This window comes from Natrarchaeobaculum aegyptiacum (assembly GCF_002156705.1).
Classification (GTDB): domain Archaea; phylum Halobacteriota; class Halobacteria; order Halobacteriales; family Natrialbaceae; genus Natrarchaeobaculum; species Natrarchaeobaculum aegyptiacum.
Window position 1 is genome coordinate 104,464 of sequence record NZ_CP019893.1, and the last position, 15,951, is coordinate 120,414.

Here is a 15,951-nt window from a genome sequence, read left to right on the forward strand (position 1 = left end):
CGATCAGGTCCGGAACGACTCGCCACAGCCACACTCGCTGACCACGTTCGGATTTTCCACGTGGAAGCCCTGTGACTGCAGGCCGGACTCGAAGTCGAGGATGCTCCCCTCGATGTACTTCAGGCTCGCGGGGTCGACGAAGACGCGTAGCCCGTGGTGGTTGTATATCGTGTCGTCTTCGTCAGGACTGTCGTCGAACCGCATCCCGTAGGAGAGGCCGGCACAGCCACCTTGCTGGACGAACAGTCGCAGTCCAGCCTCGTCGTCGTCCATCCCCTCGCTCTCGAGCAACGAAAGTGCCTGCTCGGCCGCCGCCTCGGTTACCTCGATCTCGGGACGGGTCGCCGCCCCGCCGTCTGCGCTGTCCGTGCTCATACCCCATCGTACCGGCGCGACGATGTTAACTGTGACGCCAGCCGACGGATAGGCTAGTCGCTCGTGGTTTCGTTCTCGTCTTCCTCGAGTCTCACCCTGACGCTCTCGGCGTGGGCCTCGAGTCCCTCGGCCTCTGCGAGCGTCGTGATCGTCTCGCCGATCTCGGCCAGTCCGTCCCTCGAGAGCCGCTGGACCGTCGTCGACCGGAGGAACGTCTCGACGGAGAGCCCACCTGTCACTTTCGCACCGCCGTTCGTCGGCAGAACGTGGTTCGTCCCGCTCGCGTAGTCGCCCGCCGCCACGGGCGTGTGCGGGCCGAGGAAGACGCTCCCTGCACTGTCGATACGCTCTACGATCGCCTCGTCGTCGTCGGCGACGATCGTGAGGTGCTCGGGGGCGTACTCCTCGGTAAAGAGGATCGCCTCGCTCATCGACCGGGCCAGCAGGACGCCGCTTGCGTCGTTCGCGACGGCCTCCCGAATCACGTCTTCGCGCTCGCGTGCGCCCGCCTGCTCGTCGACGGCAGCCGCGACTGCCTCCGCAGTCGCTTCGTCGTTCGTAATCGCAACGACCGGCGCGTTCGGGTCGTGTTCGGCCTGTGCGACCAGGTCAGCAGCGACGACGTCGGGATCTGCCGTCTCGTCTGCGATCACCACGATCTCGCTCGGGCCCGCGAGGAAGTCGATCTCGACGTCACCGCGCACCTCGGCTTTCGCCGCGGTCACCCACCTGTTCCCCGGCCCGACGATCTTCTGGACCCGGGTGACCGTCTCCGTCCCGTAGGCCAGCGCACCGATGGCCTGCGCACCGCCGACGCTGTAGACCGCGTCCGCGCCCGCGAGGTGAATCGCCGCGAGCGTCACAGGGTTTACCTCCTCGGCAGGTGGCGTCACGACCGAGACGTGGTCGACGCCCGCGACCGTCGCCGGAACGACCGTCATAATCGCACTCGAGGGATAGGCTGCCGTCCCACCGGGAACGTACGCGCCGACGCGATCGAGCGGTCGGAACCGTCGCCCCAGCTCTCGACCGTCGTCGAACTCACGGCGCCAGTCCTCGGGCAACTGGGCCTCGTGGAACTCCCTGACGTTCGCGATCGCCATCTCGATGGCTTCCAGGAGCTCGTCGTCAATCTCGTCGACCGCGCGCTCGCACGCGTCCGTGATCTCGAGGTTCCCGACCGTGACCCCGTCGAACTCCTCGGTAAACTCCCTGACTGCGACGTCACCTTCCTCACGAACCCGGTCGACGATCTCACGAACGTCGTCACGGATCGCCTCGATGCCCGCGTTGCGATCGAACAGCGCCGCGCGCTCGTCGGGACCGAGGTCGGCGACCGCCCGCACGTCGATACTCATGTCTCTGGGTTTGCGTGGCGCTCGAAAAACGGTTTCCCTACGCGTCCGGGTTCTCGATCGTCCAGATCCCGACCACGTCGAGCGTCGCGCGCACGAAGAGATACACCAGGACGGCAAAGCCCAGCAGAATGATCGGTGCCTGGAGCATCTCGGCGACGGGACGACCGACCAGTAGCTGTCCGAACCCACGCACGAAGAAACTCGCGACGACGAGTCCGAGTCCGATCACCGCGAGCTTGACGAATCCCGAACGGTCCATACGCCTCCTACGGACGCCACCGCAAAATCCTGTCGGGTCTCCCCGCTGGTCGGGACCACGACCGACGCGTTACCGACGACGAGCACCGTGGGCGTGACGACCTCCCATGAGAACTCTCCCCTCGAGAGGACCCAACGTAGCCCAGACCGACCTCGAGACGACGGCCTTATGTATGGACCCGGGACTCTGATAGAATGCAAACGACGTGGCCCACCCGGGCCGCGTCCTCCGGCCTCACCGGCACGGAGGTGGAAACGGTATTCGACGCTCGAGGATGCCGATCGACGGCGTGCTCGAAAAACGGATCGAACTGTGTTCGTCGCCACCAGTTGGCGACGTGAAGTACGACGCCCTTATATACTCGGGGCGCGTACTGAGTAATACGCAGAAATCGGCTGCCGGATGCGGTTTCCGGGGCCGAACCCGATCCGTAGCCCTTAAGTGTATCAGGGCACTCGGATACGGTTACACGACGCGTGATGGCGAGGCCTTCTGGGCCTCGTCGTCGGGCCGATCGCGAGTCCGAAGACGAAGGGGTTATGTACCCCGGACGGACTACGATCAGGTCCGAAGGAAATGAGGATCCTACCCCTGCGGTCTTCCGTACAGATGGGATCTGATGTTAGCCTTGGTAGTTCGGTGACGCCCGATCGGTCGACGGTTGGTGTCATCGAACGTGGACCTTTGTGTGAGTGCATTGCATTCACCGCCAAACTAGACCTCCCCGCAGTAGCGGGGAAGAGCATTCCGGTTGATCCTGCCGGAGGTCATTGCTAGTGGAGTCCGATTTAGCCATGCTAGTCGCACGAGTTCAGACTCGTGGCAGATAGCTCAGTGACACGTGGCCAAACTACCCTCTGGACGCGGATAACCTCGGGAAACTGAGGCTAATCCGTGATAGCGCTTCCATGCTGGAACTGCAGGGAGCGTGAAACGCTCCGGCGCCAGAGGATGTGGCTGCGGCCGATTAGGTAGACGGTGGGGTAACGGCCCACCGTGCCGATAATCGGTACGGGTTGTGAGAGCAAGAGCCCGGAGACGGTATCTGAGACAAGATACCGGGCCCTACGGGGCGCAGCAGGCGCGAAACCTTTACACTGCACGCCAGTGCGATAAGGGGACTCCATCTGCGAGGGCATATCGTCCTCGCTTTTTCCTACCGTAAGGCGGTAGGCGAATAAGGGCTGGGCAAGACCGGTGCCAGCCGCCGCGGTAATACCGGCAGCCCGAGTGATGACCGCTCTTATTGGGCCTAAAGCGTCCGTAGCTGGCCTCGCAAGTCCATCGGGAAATCCGCGCGCTCAACGCGCGGGCGTCCGGTGGAAACTGCGTGGCTTGGGACCGGAAGACCCGAGGGGTACGTCTGGGGTAGGAGTGAAATCCCGTAATCCTGGACGGACCACCGGTGGCGAAAGCGCCTCGGGAGGACGGATCCGACGGTGAGGGACGAAAGCCAGGGTCACGAACCGGATTAGATACCCGGGTAGTCCTGGCCGTAAACGATGTCTGCTAGGTGTGTCACAGGCTACGAGCCTGTGATGTGCCGTAGGGAAGCCGTGAAGCAGACCGCCTGGGAAGTACGTCCGCAAGGATGAAACTTAAAGGAATTGGCGGGGGAGCACTACAACCGGAGGAGCCTGCGGTTTAATTGGACTCAACGCCGGACATCTCACCAGCACCGACAGTATGCTGTGAAGCTCAGTGTGATGAGCTTAGTGGAGCTACTGAGAGGAGGTGCATGGCCGCCGTCAGCTCGTACCGTGAGGCGTCCTGTTAAGTCAGGCAACGAGCGAGACCCACGTCCCTAATTGCCAGCAACACCCTCGTGGTGGTTGGGTACATTAGGGAGACTGCCAGTGCCAAACTGGAGGAAGGAATGGGCAACGGTAGGTCAGTATGCCCCGAATGTGCTGGGCGACACGCGGGCTACAATGGTCGAGACAGTGGGATGCTACGCCGAGAGGCGACGCTAATCTCCGAAACTCGATCGTAGTTCGGATTGCGGGTTGAAACTCACCCGCATGAAGCTGGATTCGGTAGTAATCGCGCCTCAGAAGGGCGCGGTGAATACGTCCCTGCTCCTTGCACACACCGCCCGTCAAAGCACCCGAGTGAGGTCCGGATGAGGCCCCTGTACGGGGGTCGAATCTGGGCTTCGCAAGGGGGCTTAAGTCGTAACAAGGTAGCCGTAGGGGAATCTGCGGCTGGATCACCTCCACAGACCGGGATCAGGGCGACGCCCTGACCCACCTAAAGTCGTGGCCTGACGGGCCGCGCACTCCACGTTCGATCGACCCACCGTTGGCCGATCGGGCACCTTTGAACTACCAAGGCTAACGCAAGCTCCCTCGCCCGACCGATGGTGGTCGGGGCGAGGGATGGGCCCATAGCTCAGTGGGAGAGTGCCTCCTTTGCAAGGAGGATGCCCTGGGTTCGAATCCCAGTGGGTCCATGTCTCGGAGCGAATCGAGATCCGTGCCCTTAAGTGTGGCAGGGGACTCTGATTCAATCCGAACGCAAACCGATGCACCACCTCGCGCAAGCGGAGGTGGGAAGGGTTGATGCAGCCCCGTTTGTCAGCGGGGGTGCGGATGAGACCGTGTGTACGTGTAGTCCAGGCGTCCACTGGACCCGTTCCCGGGTCACAATCGTTGCATCTGCAACGTCGATCCGATGAACGTGGCTACTGTGCCAGCTGGTGGATCGCTCGGCTTGAGAGCTGAAGAAGGACGTGCCAAGCTGCGATAAGCCCAAGGGACCCGCACGGAGGGGAAGAACTTGGGATCTCCGAATGGGAATCCCCACCGCAATTGCTTCGCGCAATGGGGAACGCCGAGAACTGAAACATCTCAGTATCGGCAGGAAAAGAAAGCAAACGCGATGTCGTTAGTAACGGCGAGTGAACGCGACGCAGTCCAAACCGAAGCCTTCGGGCAATGTGGTGTTCGGACTGACGATCACTCTCCGACCGTCTACAAGAAGTCTCCTGGAACGGAGCACGAAACAGGGTGACAGTCCCGTACTGTAGACCAGTAAGAGACGAGTCAGCTCCAGAGTATCGGGGATTGGATATTCCTCGTGAAGATCGCGGGCATCGACCGCGAAGACTAAACACTCCTCAAGACCGATAGCGAACAAGTAGTGTGAACGAACGCTGAAAAGCACCCCAAGAAGGGAGGTGCAATAGGGCGTGAAATCAGTTGGCGATAGAGCGACGGGGCTTACAAGGCCCCGAGAGAAACGACCGAGGTGCGAACCTCCAGTAGGAATCTCGGGGAGCCGAAGTTCCGTCGTACGTTTTGAAAAACGGACCAGGGAGTGTACCTGTTTGGCGAGTCTAACTCGATCATCGAGGAAGGCATAGGGAAACCGACATGGCCGCAGCGCTTTGCGTGAGGGCCGCCGTCTTCAAGGGCGGGGAGTCAAACGGGTACAACCCGAAACCGGATGATCTAGGCGTGGGCAGGGTGAAGCGTGCCGAAAGGCACGTGGAGGCCCGTTAGCGTTGGTGTCCTACAATACCCTCGCGTGACCTACGTCTAGGGGTGAAAGGCCCATCGAATCCGGAAACAGCTGGTTCCGACCGAAACATGTCGAAGCATGACCTCTGCCGAGGTAGTTCGTGGGGTAGAGCGACGGATTGGGAGATCGCACTCCGAGAGGAGTGTGCCTCCCTGTCCAACTCCGAACCTACGAACGCCGTTCGACGCAGGGAGTCCGGTGCGCGGGGTAAGCCTGTGTACCGTGAGGGAGACAACCCAGAGCTGGGTTAAGGTCCCCAAGTGTGGACTAAGTGCGATCGAAGGTGGTCGCAAGCCCTAGACAGCCGGGAGGTGAGCTTAGAAGCAGCTACCCTCTAAGAAAAGCGTAACAGCTTACCGGCCGAGGTTTGCGGCGCCGAAAATGATCGGGGCTCAAGTCCACCACCGAGACCTAGCCGCACCCATCAGGGTGATCGCGTAGGTCGGCGTTCTGTTCGGGCGGAAGCACGGCCGAAAGGTCGTGTGGACCGTGCAGTAACGAAAATCCTGGTCATAGTAGCAGCGTGAGTCGGGTGAGAACCCCGACGGCCGAACGAGTAAGGGTTCCTCAGCAATGTTTATCAGCTGAGGGTTAGCCGGTCCTAAGTCAGCCCGTAAGTCGAAGCTGACGAAAGGGAAATAGGTTAATATTCCTATGCCAGTGTGCACTCAAAGCCGACGCTTTGGGGCCGCCTCTACTGGGCACTCGCCCAGTCGAACAGTCGAAGTTCGTGGAAGCCGTAATGGCAGGAAGCGAACGAATGGCTGGATAGCGCAAGAGAGGTCAACCTAGAGCCCGTGAAAAGGTGAGCACACTGTCCGTACCGAGATCCGACACAGGTACTCGTGGCGGCGAAAGCCAAGGCCTGTCGGGAATAACCGACGTTAGGGAATTCGGCAAGTTAGTCCCGTACCTTCGGAAGAAGGGATGCCTGCCACGGAAAGTGGCAGGTCGCAGTGACTCGGACGCTCCAACTGTCTAGTAACAACATAGGTGACCGCAAATCCGCAAGGACTCGTACGGTCACTGAATCCTGCCCAGTGCGGGTATCTGAACACCCAGTACAATGGGACGAAGGACCCGTTAACGGCGGGGGTAACTATGACCCTCTTAAGGTAGCGTAGTACCTTGCCGCTTCAGTAGCGGCTTGCATGAATGGATGAATGAGAGCGTCACTGTCCCAACGTTGGGCCCGGTGAACTGTACGTTCCAGTGCGGAGTCTGGAGACCCCCAAGGGGAAGCGAAGACCCTATAGAGCTTTACTGCAGGCTGTCGCTGAGACGTGGTCGCTATTGTGCAGCATAGGTAGGAGGCGATACACAGGTACCCGCGCCAGCGGGCCACCGAGCCACCACTGAAATACTACCCGATAGTGACTGCGACTCTCACTCCTGGCGGAGGACACCGGTAGCCGGGCAGTTTGACTGGGGCGGTACGCGCTTGAAAAGATATCGAGCGCGCCCCAAGGTTTCCTCACTCGGGTCGGAGACCCGAGGAAGAGCGCAAGAGCAAACGGAAGCCTGACAGTGACGGGCACAACAACCGTCGCTGACGCGAGAGCGTGGTCTAGCGAACCAATTAGGCTGCTTGATGCGGCCAATTGCTGACAGAAAAGCTACCTTAGGGATAACAGAGTCGTCACCCGCAAGAGCACATATCGACCGGGTGGCTTGCTACCTCGATGTCGGTTCCCTCCATCCTGCCCGTGCAGCAGCGGGCAAGGGTGAGGTTGTTCGCCTATTAAAGGAGGTCGTGAGCTGGGTTTAGACCGTCGTGAGACAGGTCGGCTGCTATCTATTGGGGGTGTTATGGTTCCTGACGGGAACGTTCGTATAGTACGAGAGGAACTACGAATGGGTGCCACTGGTGTACCGGTTGTTCGAGAGAGCACGTGCCGGGCAGCCACGCACCACGGGGTAACGGCTGAACGCATCTAAGCCGGAAACCCACCTGGAAAAGAGGAACCACCGAGATCACTCGTAGAAGACGAGTTCGATAGACTCGGGGTGTACGCACCGAGGCAACGAGGTGTTGAGCCCGCGAGCACTAACCGATCGAGCCACACACTCATACTACAACGCATCTGGATCGGACCCGAGAACGGGTCCAGACGCAAACTGGACTACACGTAGACGCGGTTTCTGAGTACGCAGCATGTCGTACCACCGGACGACCGATACTGGTATCATCACGGTTCGAATCCGTGAATCGGCGTTACGGCGGCCAGAGCGGCGGGGTACCTCCCGTACCCGTTCCGAACACGGAAGATAAGCCCGCCTGCGTATCGGCAACTACTGGAGTGGGAGACCCTCTGGGAACGTCGATTCGCCGCCGACTCCTCATACTTCATTCACAGGCCCACACAGCACACGCTGTGTGGGCCATTTTCAGTTCGGATAGCGAGCGATAGCGTCGCGGATCCCGTTCGAAACCGACCACGCTCGATCGTCGTTCGATCGGCAATTAGTATACCAAATTATTTTGGAGTGACCCTTAACCGCCCGAGTAAGAACGTCTACCCATGCAAACCGTCGGGGCCGACTGGCTGGACGCGATGTACGACGTACTGTCCGACTCCCGTCGCCGAGACGTCCTGTACGAACTCGAGTCGGTCGGGGAAGTGGACGTCGACGGGCTTACAGAAGCGGTCCACAGGCGGGAGCGAGCGCGGGTGGAGACGTCCGCCGTTGATCCGAACTCGATCCGGCTCTCGTTGTGTCACAACCATCTGCCGCTACTGGCTGAACGAGGGATAATCGAGTACGAGCCAGCGATCGACCGCGTGGCACAGGGAGATCGGTTCGACGAGGTCGAGCCAACGGTAACGAAAGCCAGACAGTGTGAGGATCGATCGACCGAGGCGTCGATGGACGGCTGGGAGTGCTAATTTTACCGCGTCTCCACGACGCCTCGAGTGCCGGCAGATGGTTCTCGAGTGTTCGAAATGTCACCCGGAACACTAACGTCCAGCGTCATTCCGTGGCGGCGTGCCGCGTCGGCTGGCTAACCCTCGTGCCGGGTGGAGAGCGATCGTGGGTGCTCTCGGCCCTGTCGCGTGCCCGGGTTCGCCGCACTGTCATCGCACCCGGATGGGTGTACTCGGGCGGGGACTAAAGGCACGCATCGGTTCTAGGGGAGGACGTCGTATAACGGTTTCACTCGCGTGGCGCCCGTCCACGGCTTACGTGTCGTCGGTTTCGAAACTCGAGATCTCGGTGCGGATTCGTTCGGCGATCTCGAGCTGGTCGTCGACGAGCGAGGCGGTGTCTTCGGCTGCTGTGAGGGCAGCGGTCGCGTGCTCGGCGTACTCTTCGGCCATGGTGGCCATCTCGTCGACGCTCTCGACCTGGTCGTCGTTTGCGGCAGCGATTTCGTCGATGCCGGTGGCCGCTTCGTCGACGATGGTGGCGATCTCTTCGAGCGACTCGAGGGCGTCGTCGATGTCGCCGCTGGCGCTCGAGACGGTGTGGCTGGTTTCGCGAGCGGCGTCGACGGTGCGGTCGCTCTGGGTCTGTGCCTGTTCGATCCGGTTGGTGATCTGTTTGGCCTGGGCTTTCGTTTCTGTGGCCAGCGACTGGACTTCGTCGGCGACGACGGCGAACCCGTCGCCTGCCTCACCGGCGTGGGCGGCTTCGATGTTGGCGTTGAGTGCGAGCAGGTTGGTCTGGTCGGCGATCTGGCTGATGACGTCGACGATCTCGTCGATCTCGTCCATCCGCTCGTGCAGCTGAGTTGCCGTCTCGAGGAGGTCGTCGACGGTTTCGACGACGTCGTCGACGGCGGCTTTCGCCTCGGTGCTGGCTTCGAGTCCTGCGTCGGCCGTCCGTTGAGACTCTTCGGCGGCCGTAGAGACGTCTCTGGCGCTGGCGGCGACTTCCTCCATAGTGGCACCGAAGTCGTGGAGTTCGGCGCGCATCTCGTCTGCCATCGCGACCTGTTCGGTAGCCCGGGACTCGAGGTCGGCCATGGTCTCGGCGATTTCGCGGGCGGTCGATTCCTGCGTGGTGGCGAGCGAGCCGATTTCGTCTGTGACGCGGGCTCTGGTTTCGGCGAGTGTGCGTTCTTTTTCACGGAGTTCGGTGACGTCGCGGATGACGGAGACGGCGCCCATGAGATCGCCGTGTTCGTCGTACATCGGTGCGTTCGAGAGGACGACGTCGACGAGTTCGTCCCGGTGGGTGAGAACCTTGACGTCGAAGTCGCGGATGGGGGATTCGGTCTCGAGGACGCGTTCGATGATGGTGTCTGTCGTGTCGTGGGTTTCGTCGGTCCGGAACAGTTCCCAGAGTTCCATCCCTTTCGCCTGCGATTCGGGGACGCCGGTGAGGTCTGCCATGGCCTCGTTGTAGACCACGATGTCCTCGTCGTCGTCGATGACGATGACGGGATCGATCATTTCGTCTAGAGCGTTGATCCAGACGGATTCCGACTCGCTCTGGTTGTACGTGTCCATCGCGACCTGGAGGTCGAGGTTCGTCAGTCGGAGGACGGCGAGGGCGTCCGCGAGGGTTTCGTCTGCGCGGCGCTCGACGAGGTCGTGGGCTTCCTCGTCGAGGGCTCCTTCGAGGTCGGAAACGAACTGGTCGAACAGTGCCGACAGGAGGTGTTCGTGATAGCGGACGTAGGTACCGATGTACTGTTTGGCGGGCATGTCGAGCAGGCTGTGGAGTTTGCCGATCACTGCCCGCTGGCGGACGTAGTCCATGCCGTAGCCCGGATTCGCGTCGTCGTCGTAGGCGTATTCCCCCAGACTGCGCAGGTATTCTGCCTGCGAGGCCTCGAGTGCCTCGAGCGATCGATCGGAGCGTTCGAGGACGGCTCTGGAGTCGTCGAACGACTGGAGGTGCTCGTAGAAGTCGGCGGCCACCTCGTCGGCGATCGAGTCGAACAGCGGCGTCAGGTTGGCCAGTCGTCGTTCGTCGCACTCGTCGAGTCCGATGAACGACTTGCGCCACTCGAGTTCATCCTCGTCGAGACCGATCTCCGCGACCAGTTCCCGTTCGTCCACCTCGCTTCTACGCCCCACCCTCGACTGGGCTGCACCACGTGAGTCCATACCACGTATATCTCATTAATCGTGACTCTTAGCCGTTCGGGCAGGTTCCACCCCGTGGGAAGTGGGCGTCGAAGAATTGATGACGACCGCTCGCTCGGATCATTGTACGCGTTCGGTTGGAAGTGTGAGGCGTTCGAATCGGATCTGTGACTCGAGTGGCAGTTTACTCAGAATCAGTAGATGTACTTGTCCTCGGGGAACTGGACGTACCGCCCGTCGCGGTATTTGAACTTCCGTTTCTTGTATGCGCCGAGGATCTTCATCGCGTCGATGCCCGCGGAGTAACGGTTCGAAACGAGCACGTTGTCGTTGGTGTCGCCTTGCATGTCGGTGACGACGTCGAAGGCCCAGTCCCAGTCGTCGGGCGTGTAGTCTTCGACGATGTCTGCGAAGGCGACGTTGCGCAGAATCTCGTCGCCGATGGCGTCTTTCCAGAGATCGTTGTAGTGCTCGAGTGAGTCAGTTGCGGCGAGGCGGCCGGCGATCTTGCCCGAGCGAACGGCGACGTGGTAGCCGCCCTCGTGGAACGCGGAGGTCGTGCCCATCGCACCGCCGGCGACGGCGATGTTCGCGCCGACGGGCGAGTCGATCGGCCGGGTCGAGGAGATGGGGTAGGTCTCGGTCCCCTTCGACTTGCCGCGGTCTTCGACGACCGGGATCTCCTCGTCGATATCGTACTCGTCGCCGTACTCGAGTTCGAGCAGGCGGCGGATGTACTCGGAGCCAGAGGGGAGTCGATCGTCTTCTGGTCGGAGGAGTTTGTACGCACCGGGGTTGTCGACGTCGGCGAGGTCCATCCCGATGGGCATCGTGAGGCCAACACGGGCGACCGTGCCGTCGTTGGGGAAGACCCACGGGTAGGCGGTCTCCCCGGGGATGTAGCCCCACCAGAATTTGAGGGTGTCTTCGAACTCCTCGAAGAGTTCCTCGGGGAACTCGCGGTACTCCTGGTAGGCGATGTGGTTTGCCTCCGGCGGGGAGAGGTAGTCGGAGATCGACCTGCCCGGCGGGGTGAACTGGTCGAGGGCGTCGAGGGTGATCCGGCGCTGGGGGCCGTCGGCGAGGATCACGTACTGGGCCTCGAGCTGGTCACCGTCGGCGAGCGTGAGGGTGTGGGTCGGTCCTGCCGGCCCTTCGGCACGGAGGTCGGTCTCGAGGTCGGTGACGCTGGTGCCGATCCGGAGGTCGGCGCCGGCGTCTTCGGCGCGCTCGTGGAGCCAGTCGTCCATACGTGCCCGGTGGAAGGTGTAGCCGAACTTGTCGTAGCTGGCTCCCATCCCGGTCGTCGTCAGTTCGACGGCCGTGCTGGGGCCGATAAACTCCGTCCCCCCGAGTTCGCGGTGGATAACGTCGTCGGGGATCTCCCGGTAGTCGAAGTCCATGATGTCGATCCAGTAGTCGAGCATGCCGGCGGCGTCCGTCGAGTCCGGACCGAGGGCCTCACGGTCCTCCCGGGGGACGCCCTGCTCGAACAGCACCGTCTCGGCGCCGTGGGCGGCAGCCCGTTCTGCCGCGGCGGCACCGGCGGCCCCTCCGCCGACGATCGCGACGTCAACGCGTTTCATACTGGGTTTGGTCTCAGTGACTCGTAATAAACTACCTGCATTTCTGATCCGTCGCCGGGCGTGACGGTCCGAGATCACATTTGACGAACGTTTTTGATCGTTTCCTGCGTGGATTCGGTCGTGACGGGGAGCGACGCAGAACACGTCGACCGCGAGACAGATGGTGGTACAGACACAGCCGGCGAGCCCCACGTGCTCGTCCTCAGGCGGGGAACCCACGGGATTCCCGTCGAACAGTACGCAGACGCGATCCGCGACCGATTACCGGGCGGGACGGTCGACCTGGCGCGAACGCCCACCGAAGAGCGCGAGGCGATCCGGGACGCGCGGTTCGTCACCGGGATGACTCTCGACGAGTCGCTGCTCGAGGCCGCAGAGAATCTCGAGGTGTTCGCGTGTGCCTACGCCGGGACGGGCCACCTGCCGCTCGAGGCACTCGAAGAGCGGGGCGTCCGGGTGACGAACGCCTCCGGCGTCCACGGGCCGAACATCGGCGAGCACGTGCTGGGGGCGATCCTCCACTTTACCCGACGGTTCCACGTGGGCGCACGCCGGCAGCGTCGTCGCGAGTGGCGTCACTATCAGGCCCACGAACTCCACGGCTCGACGGTCACGATCGTCGGCCTCGGCGCGATCGGACGGGCGGTCGCCGACAGACTCGAGCCGTTCGACGTCGAGACGATCGGTGTGCGGTATACTCCCGAGAAGGGTGGGCCGACCGACGAGGTGGTCGGGTTCGGCGACGAGCCGTTCCACGGCGCGCTCGCACGGACGGATTATCTGGTGCTCGCCTGTCCGCTGACGGAGACGACCCGGGGGCTGATCGGTCGTGACGCCCTGACGACGATCGACCCCGGGGCGGTCCTTGTGAACGTCGCGCGCGGGCCGGTCGTCGACACGGACGCGCTCGTCGAGGCGATCCGTTCACACCAGCTCCGGGGTGCCTCGCTGGACGTGACCGACCCCGAACCGCTCCCGGAGGACCACCCCCTGTGGAACTTCGGCAACGTCCAGATCACCCCCCACAACGCGGGCCATACCCCGAAGTACTACGATCGGCTCGCGGACGTCGTCGCCGAGAACGCCGAGCGACACGCCACAGGGGGTGGCGAAGCGTCCCTCGAGAACCAGGTGCTACCACGCTGAGACACGACCCGGCGACGGTCGGCTGTCGCGCGCGGACTCGCAGCAACCGATCCCGGCCGGCGCTCGAGAGTGGTTTTTTGACAGTCGCCGCCGATGTTCACCTATGAACCGATCGACAGCGTTCCTGAGGAGTCGAAGGCTGGGACCGAGCGCGCAGCAGGCGGGGGTGAGCCGATGACGCTCACGTTCGACGGAACCGTCGTCGTCCCGGCTGCAGATCCCGACGATGGCGAGCGAACGGCGACGGCGCTCGCGGCTCACCTCGGGGAGTCGAGCACCGTCATACTCGTGAACGTGATCGAGAAAGGCGGCGGGTCGATCGACAAGGCACCGATGGAACGTCGCAAGGAGTACGCCGACGAGATATTCGAGCGAGCGCGCGAACCGCTCGTCGACGCACCGGGAACCGTCGAGACGGCGACACTGTTCGGCACCGACGTCGTCGGAACGATCTTCGAGGCAGCAGACGACCGCGATGCGGACGCGGTGGTCTTTACGGCACGAAAGAGCAACCGACTGGCAGAGTTACTGACCGGCGACGTCGCTCGCAAGATGGTAAAGCGAGCGGCCATCCCGGTCGTCGCGTTGCCACTCGAGCAAAACTGAGCGCGGACGCCGTGACGACCAATAGAGATCAGTCGAGCCGGTAGTCGGGTGCGTCCTCGAGGTAGGAGAGTCCGTCAGCGCGGATCGAGACGACCTTTTCGTACGGATCGTAGTCGATGACCGACGCGTCGTCGAGGCGTGGCAGGTGACTGTGTCGGAGCCCGATGTGGATGCGCCGGCGCGTGCCGACGAGTGCGTCGCCCCACTCGGCGACGGTCGATCGTTCGGCGCCCGAGAGGGACGACGCGAGGTGGTCGGCGAGTGTTTCGACCGGGACCCGACCGCGGGATTCGAGGTACTCGAGGACGAGTCGGTCGCGGTCGCTGAGGGTTGCAGTCGTCGAGTCAGCGTCCGTCGTCGACGAGCCGGGTGGTCGCAGCGTTTCCGGATCGCCAGTGACTGGAAGCATTACCCCTGCTTGGGACTGGACGCAATAGTAGCCACCGCCAACGTACAGTGGTATTCTGGAGTGGTCGGCTGTCGGATCTCACGATTTCGATGCCAGCAGTCGCTATTGGTGGCGATTCTAGATCCGATCTGCAGGCGAGAACGTCGCGACTCGAGGAGTGTTTCGTCGGATTGAGACTCGAGTGCGGTGGCGAGTCCGAATCGGCTCGAGAACTGGCCGTGACGAACGACCTGCGAGCACCCCGACGGCAGGCTCGAGAATCGGACTCCAGTGAGGCCGGGACTCGACTGGCAGACGGGATCCCACGAGCCGTCGCTACGTGACCGTGGGTAGGTGTTCGTGAGGGAAAGTCACGGAACAGCCGACCTGGTGGCGGTCCAGGCCTGAACTGCGGGGCCGCATCCGTCGCCGCAGGCCAGTTCCACCCTGCAGTCGACGCCCGGAACGGTACTAGAGGTAGCCGTTCTCGAGGAGCAGTTCGCCGTTGAGGACGCTCGCGCCGGCAGCGCCGCGCATCGTGTTGTGAGCGAGACAGTTGTACTGGAGGCCGAAGGTGGACTCGCGGAAGCCGCCTGCGGAGATGGCCATGCCGCCGCCGAGGGTGCGGTCGAGCCGGGGCTGTGGTCGGTCAGGCTCCTCGAAGACGTGGATGAGCTGATCTGGCGAGGAGCGCAGGTCGAGCGACGGGTACGCTTCCATCGCGTCTGCGGCGTCTTCGGGGGTCAGTTCTTCCTGGGCTTCGACCCAGACGTTCTCGAGATGGCCATCGAGCGTTGAGATGCGGTTACAGGAGGCGGCGACCTCGACGCTGTCGTGGCTGAGTTCTGCACCGTCGAACTCCCCGAGCAGCTTGCGGGACTCGGTCTCGAGTTTCTCCTCTTCGCTGCCGATGTAGGGGATGGCGTTGTCGATGATCTCCATCGAGGTGACGCCGTCGTAGCCAGCGCCCGAGACCGCCTGCAGGGTCGAGACGTGAACCCGTTCGAGGCCGAACTCCTCGAGTGCGGCGAGCGTCGGGACGAAGGTGATCGTCGAGCAGTTGGGGTTCTTGACCATCGCGCCGTCCCAGCCGCGCTCGTCGCGCTGGACCTCGAGCAACTCGAGGTGGTCGGCGTTGACTTCCGGGATGATGAGCGGGACGTCCTCGGCCATGCGGGCGTTCGAGGAGTTCGAGGACATGACGTAGCCGGCCTCACAGAACGCGGGCTCGACCTCGGCGCCGATAGACGAGGGGAGCGACGAGAACAGGAGGTCGACGTCGTCCGGGACCTCGTCGGGGTCGGTTGCGGTGACGGTCATCTCGGCGACGTCCTCGGGAATGGGACTGTCGACGCGCCACTTGGCTGCCTGTCGGTACTGTTTGCCTGCACTCGAGGCGCTCGCGGTGAGGGCTGCGATCTCGAACTCCGGGTGGGGGTCGAGAAGTTGAATCAGTCGCTGTCCGACCGCACCAGTCGCGCCGAGTACGCCAACTCGTACTGCCATTTTCCCGCACTCGGTGATGGGTCCGCAAAACCGTTTGGATTTGGAGTGCAGCGGTGTCGGGATCGACTGCGCATCGCCGGTCGACGGTGATAGAAGGGATTAAGAAACCAGGGTGATACAGTGACAGACAATGTACGCACACCGAAACGTGACGAGAGCCGAACCGCAG

Annotated in this window: 10 protein-coding genes, 1 tRNA gene and 3 rRNA genes; 7 read left to right on the forward strand and 7 right to left on the reverse strand. The window is 62.5% G+C overall.

Annotated features, from left to right (window positions below):
• Positions 1–3: 3 nt before the first annotated feature.
• From B1756_RS00490 to B1756_RS00500, 3 genes are read right to left on the reverse strand one after another with little or no spacing between them, the layout of a single operon-like run.
• Positions 4–375, reverse strand: a complete 372-nt coding sequence (locus B1756_RS00490) for a HesB/IscA family protein (RefSeq protein ID WP_086886766.1) — start codon at positions 373–375, stop codon at positions 4–6.
• A 53-nt stretch (positions 376–428) separates the two neighbouring features.
• Entirely contained in the window at positions 429–1,733 is a 1,305-nt protein-coding gene (gene hisD / locus B1756_RS00495) for a histidinol dehydrogenase (RefSeq protein WP_086886767.1), read from the reverse strand.
• A 37-nt stretch (positions 1,734–1,770) separates the two neighbouring features.
• A complete protein-coding gene (locus B1756_RS00500) occupies positions 1,771–1,992 on the reverse strand; it encodes a hypothetical protein (RefSeq protein ID WP_086886768.1) in 222 nt (73 codons plus the stop codon).
• A gap of 744 nt (positions 1,993–2,736) precedes the next feature.
• Between B1756_RS00500 and B1756_RS00505 the strand changes: the two genes are divergently transcribed.
• From B1756_RS00505 to B1756_RS00525, 5 genes are all read left to right on the forward strand, one after another.
• Positions 2,737–4,210 (forward strand): 16S ribosomal RNA (locus B1756_RS00505).
• 162 nt (positions 4,211–4,372) lie between these two features.
• Positions 4,373–4,444, forward strand: a tRNA-Ala gene (locus B1756_RS00510).
• A 222-nt stretch (positions 4,445–4,666) separates the two neighbouring features.
• A 23S ribosomal RNA gene (locus B1756_RS00515) occupies positions 4,667–7,583 on the forward strand.
• 147 nt (positions 7,584–7,730) lie between these two features.
• Positions 7,731–7,852, forward strand: a 5S ribosomal RNA gene (rrf, locus tag B1756_RS00520).
• Together the 16S, 23S and 5S rRNA genes with 1 tRNA gene alongside form the textbook arrangement of a ribosomal RNA operon.
• Positions 7,853–8,036: 184 nt before the next feature.
• A complete protein-coding gene (locus B1756_RS00525) occupies positions 8,037–8,402 on the forward strand; it encodes a DUF7344 domain-containing protein (RefSeq protein WP_086886769.1) in 366 nt (121 codons plus the stop codon).
• Between the two features lie 294 nt (positions 8,403–8,696).
• On the opposite strand, the gene B1756_RS00530 is transcribed toward B1756_RS00525, so the two are convergent.
• Together B1756_RS00530 and B1756_RS00535 are read right to left on the reverse strand one after the other, a co-directional pair.
• Positions 8,697–10,571 carry a globin-coupled sensor protein gene (locus tag B1756_RS00530; protein WP_086886770.1) on the reverse strand — a complete coding sequence of 625 codons (1,875 nt, stop codon included), beginning with the start codon at positions 10,569–10,571 and terminating at the stop codon, positions 8,697–8,699.
• A 173-nt stretch (positions 10,572–10,744) separates the two neighbouring features.
• Positions 10,745–12,136, reverse strand: coding sequence for an NAD(P)/FAD-dependent oxidoreductase (locus tag B1756_RS00535; RefSeq protein WP_086886771.1), 1,392 nt, complete (start codon positions 12,134–12,136; stop codon positions 10,745–10,747).
• A 192-nt stretch (positions 12,137–12,328) separates the two neighbouring features.
• Here B1756_RS00535 and B1756_RS00540 point away from each other — a divergent pair, with 192 nt between their 5' ends.
• Both B1756_RS00540 and B1756_RS00545 read left to right on the forward strand, forming a co-directional pair.
• Positions 12,329–13,282, forward strand: coding sequence for an NAD(P)-dependent oxidoreductase (locus tag B1756_RS00540; protein WP_228434586.1), 954 nt, complete (start codon positions 12,329–12,331; stop codon positions 13,280–13,282).
• Between the two features lie 174 nt (positions 13,283–13,456).
• Complete coding sequence (locus tag B1756_RS00545) at positions 13,457–13,888, forward strand: universal stress protein (RefSeq protein ID WP_086889976.1); 432 nt, start codon at positions 13,457–13,459, stop codon at positions 13,886–13,888.
• Between the two features lie 28 nt (positions 13,889–13,916).
• Here B1756_RS00545 and B1756_RS00550 read toward each other — a convergent pair whose 3' ends face one another.
• Positions 13,917–14,297: a DUF7344 domain-containing protein gene (locus B1756_RS00550; RefSeq protein ID WP_086886772.1), complete on the reverse strand. Its 381-nt coding sequence runs from the start codon at positions 14,295–14,297 to the stop codon at positions 13,917–13,919.
• A 450-nt stretch (positions 14,298–14,747) separates the two neighbouring features.
• Positions 14,748–15,782, reverse strand: a complete 1,035-nt coding sequence (asd, locus tag B1756_RS00560) for an aspartate-semialdehyde dehydrogenase (RefSeq protein WP_086886774.1) — start codon at positions 15,780–15,782, stop codon at positions 14,748–14,750.
• Positions 15,783–15,951 lie beyond the last annotated feature (169 nt).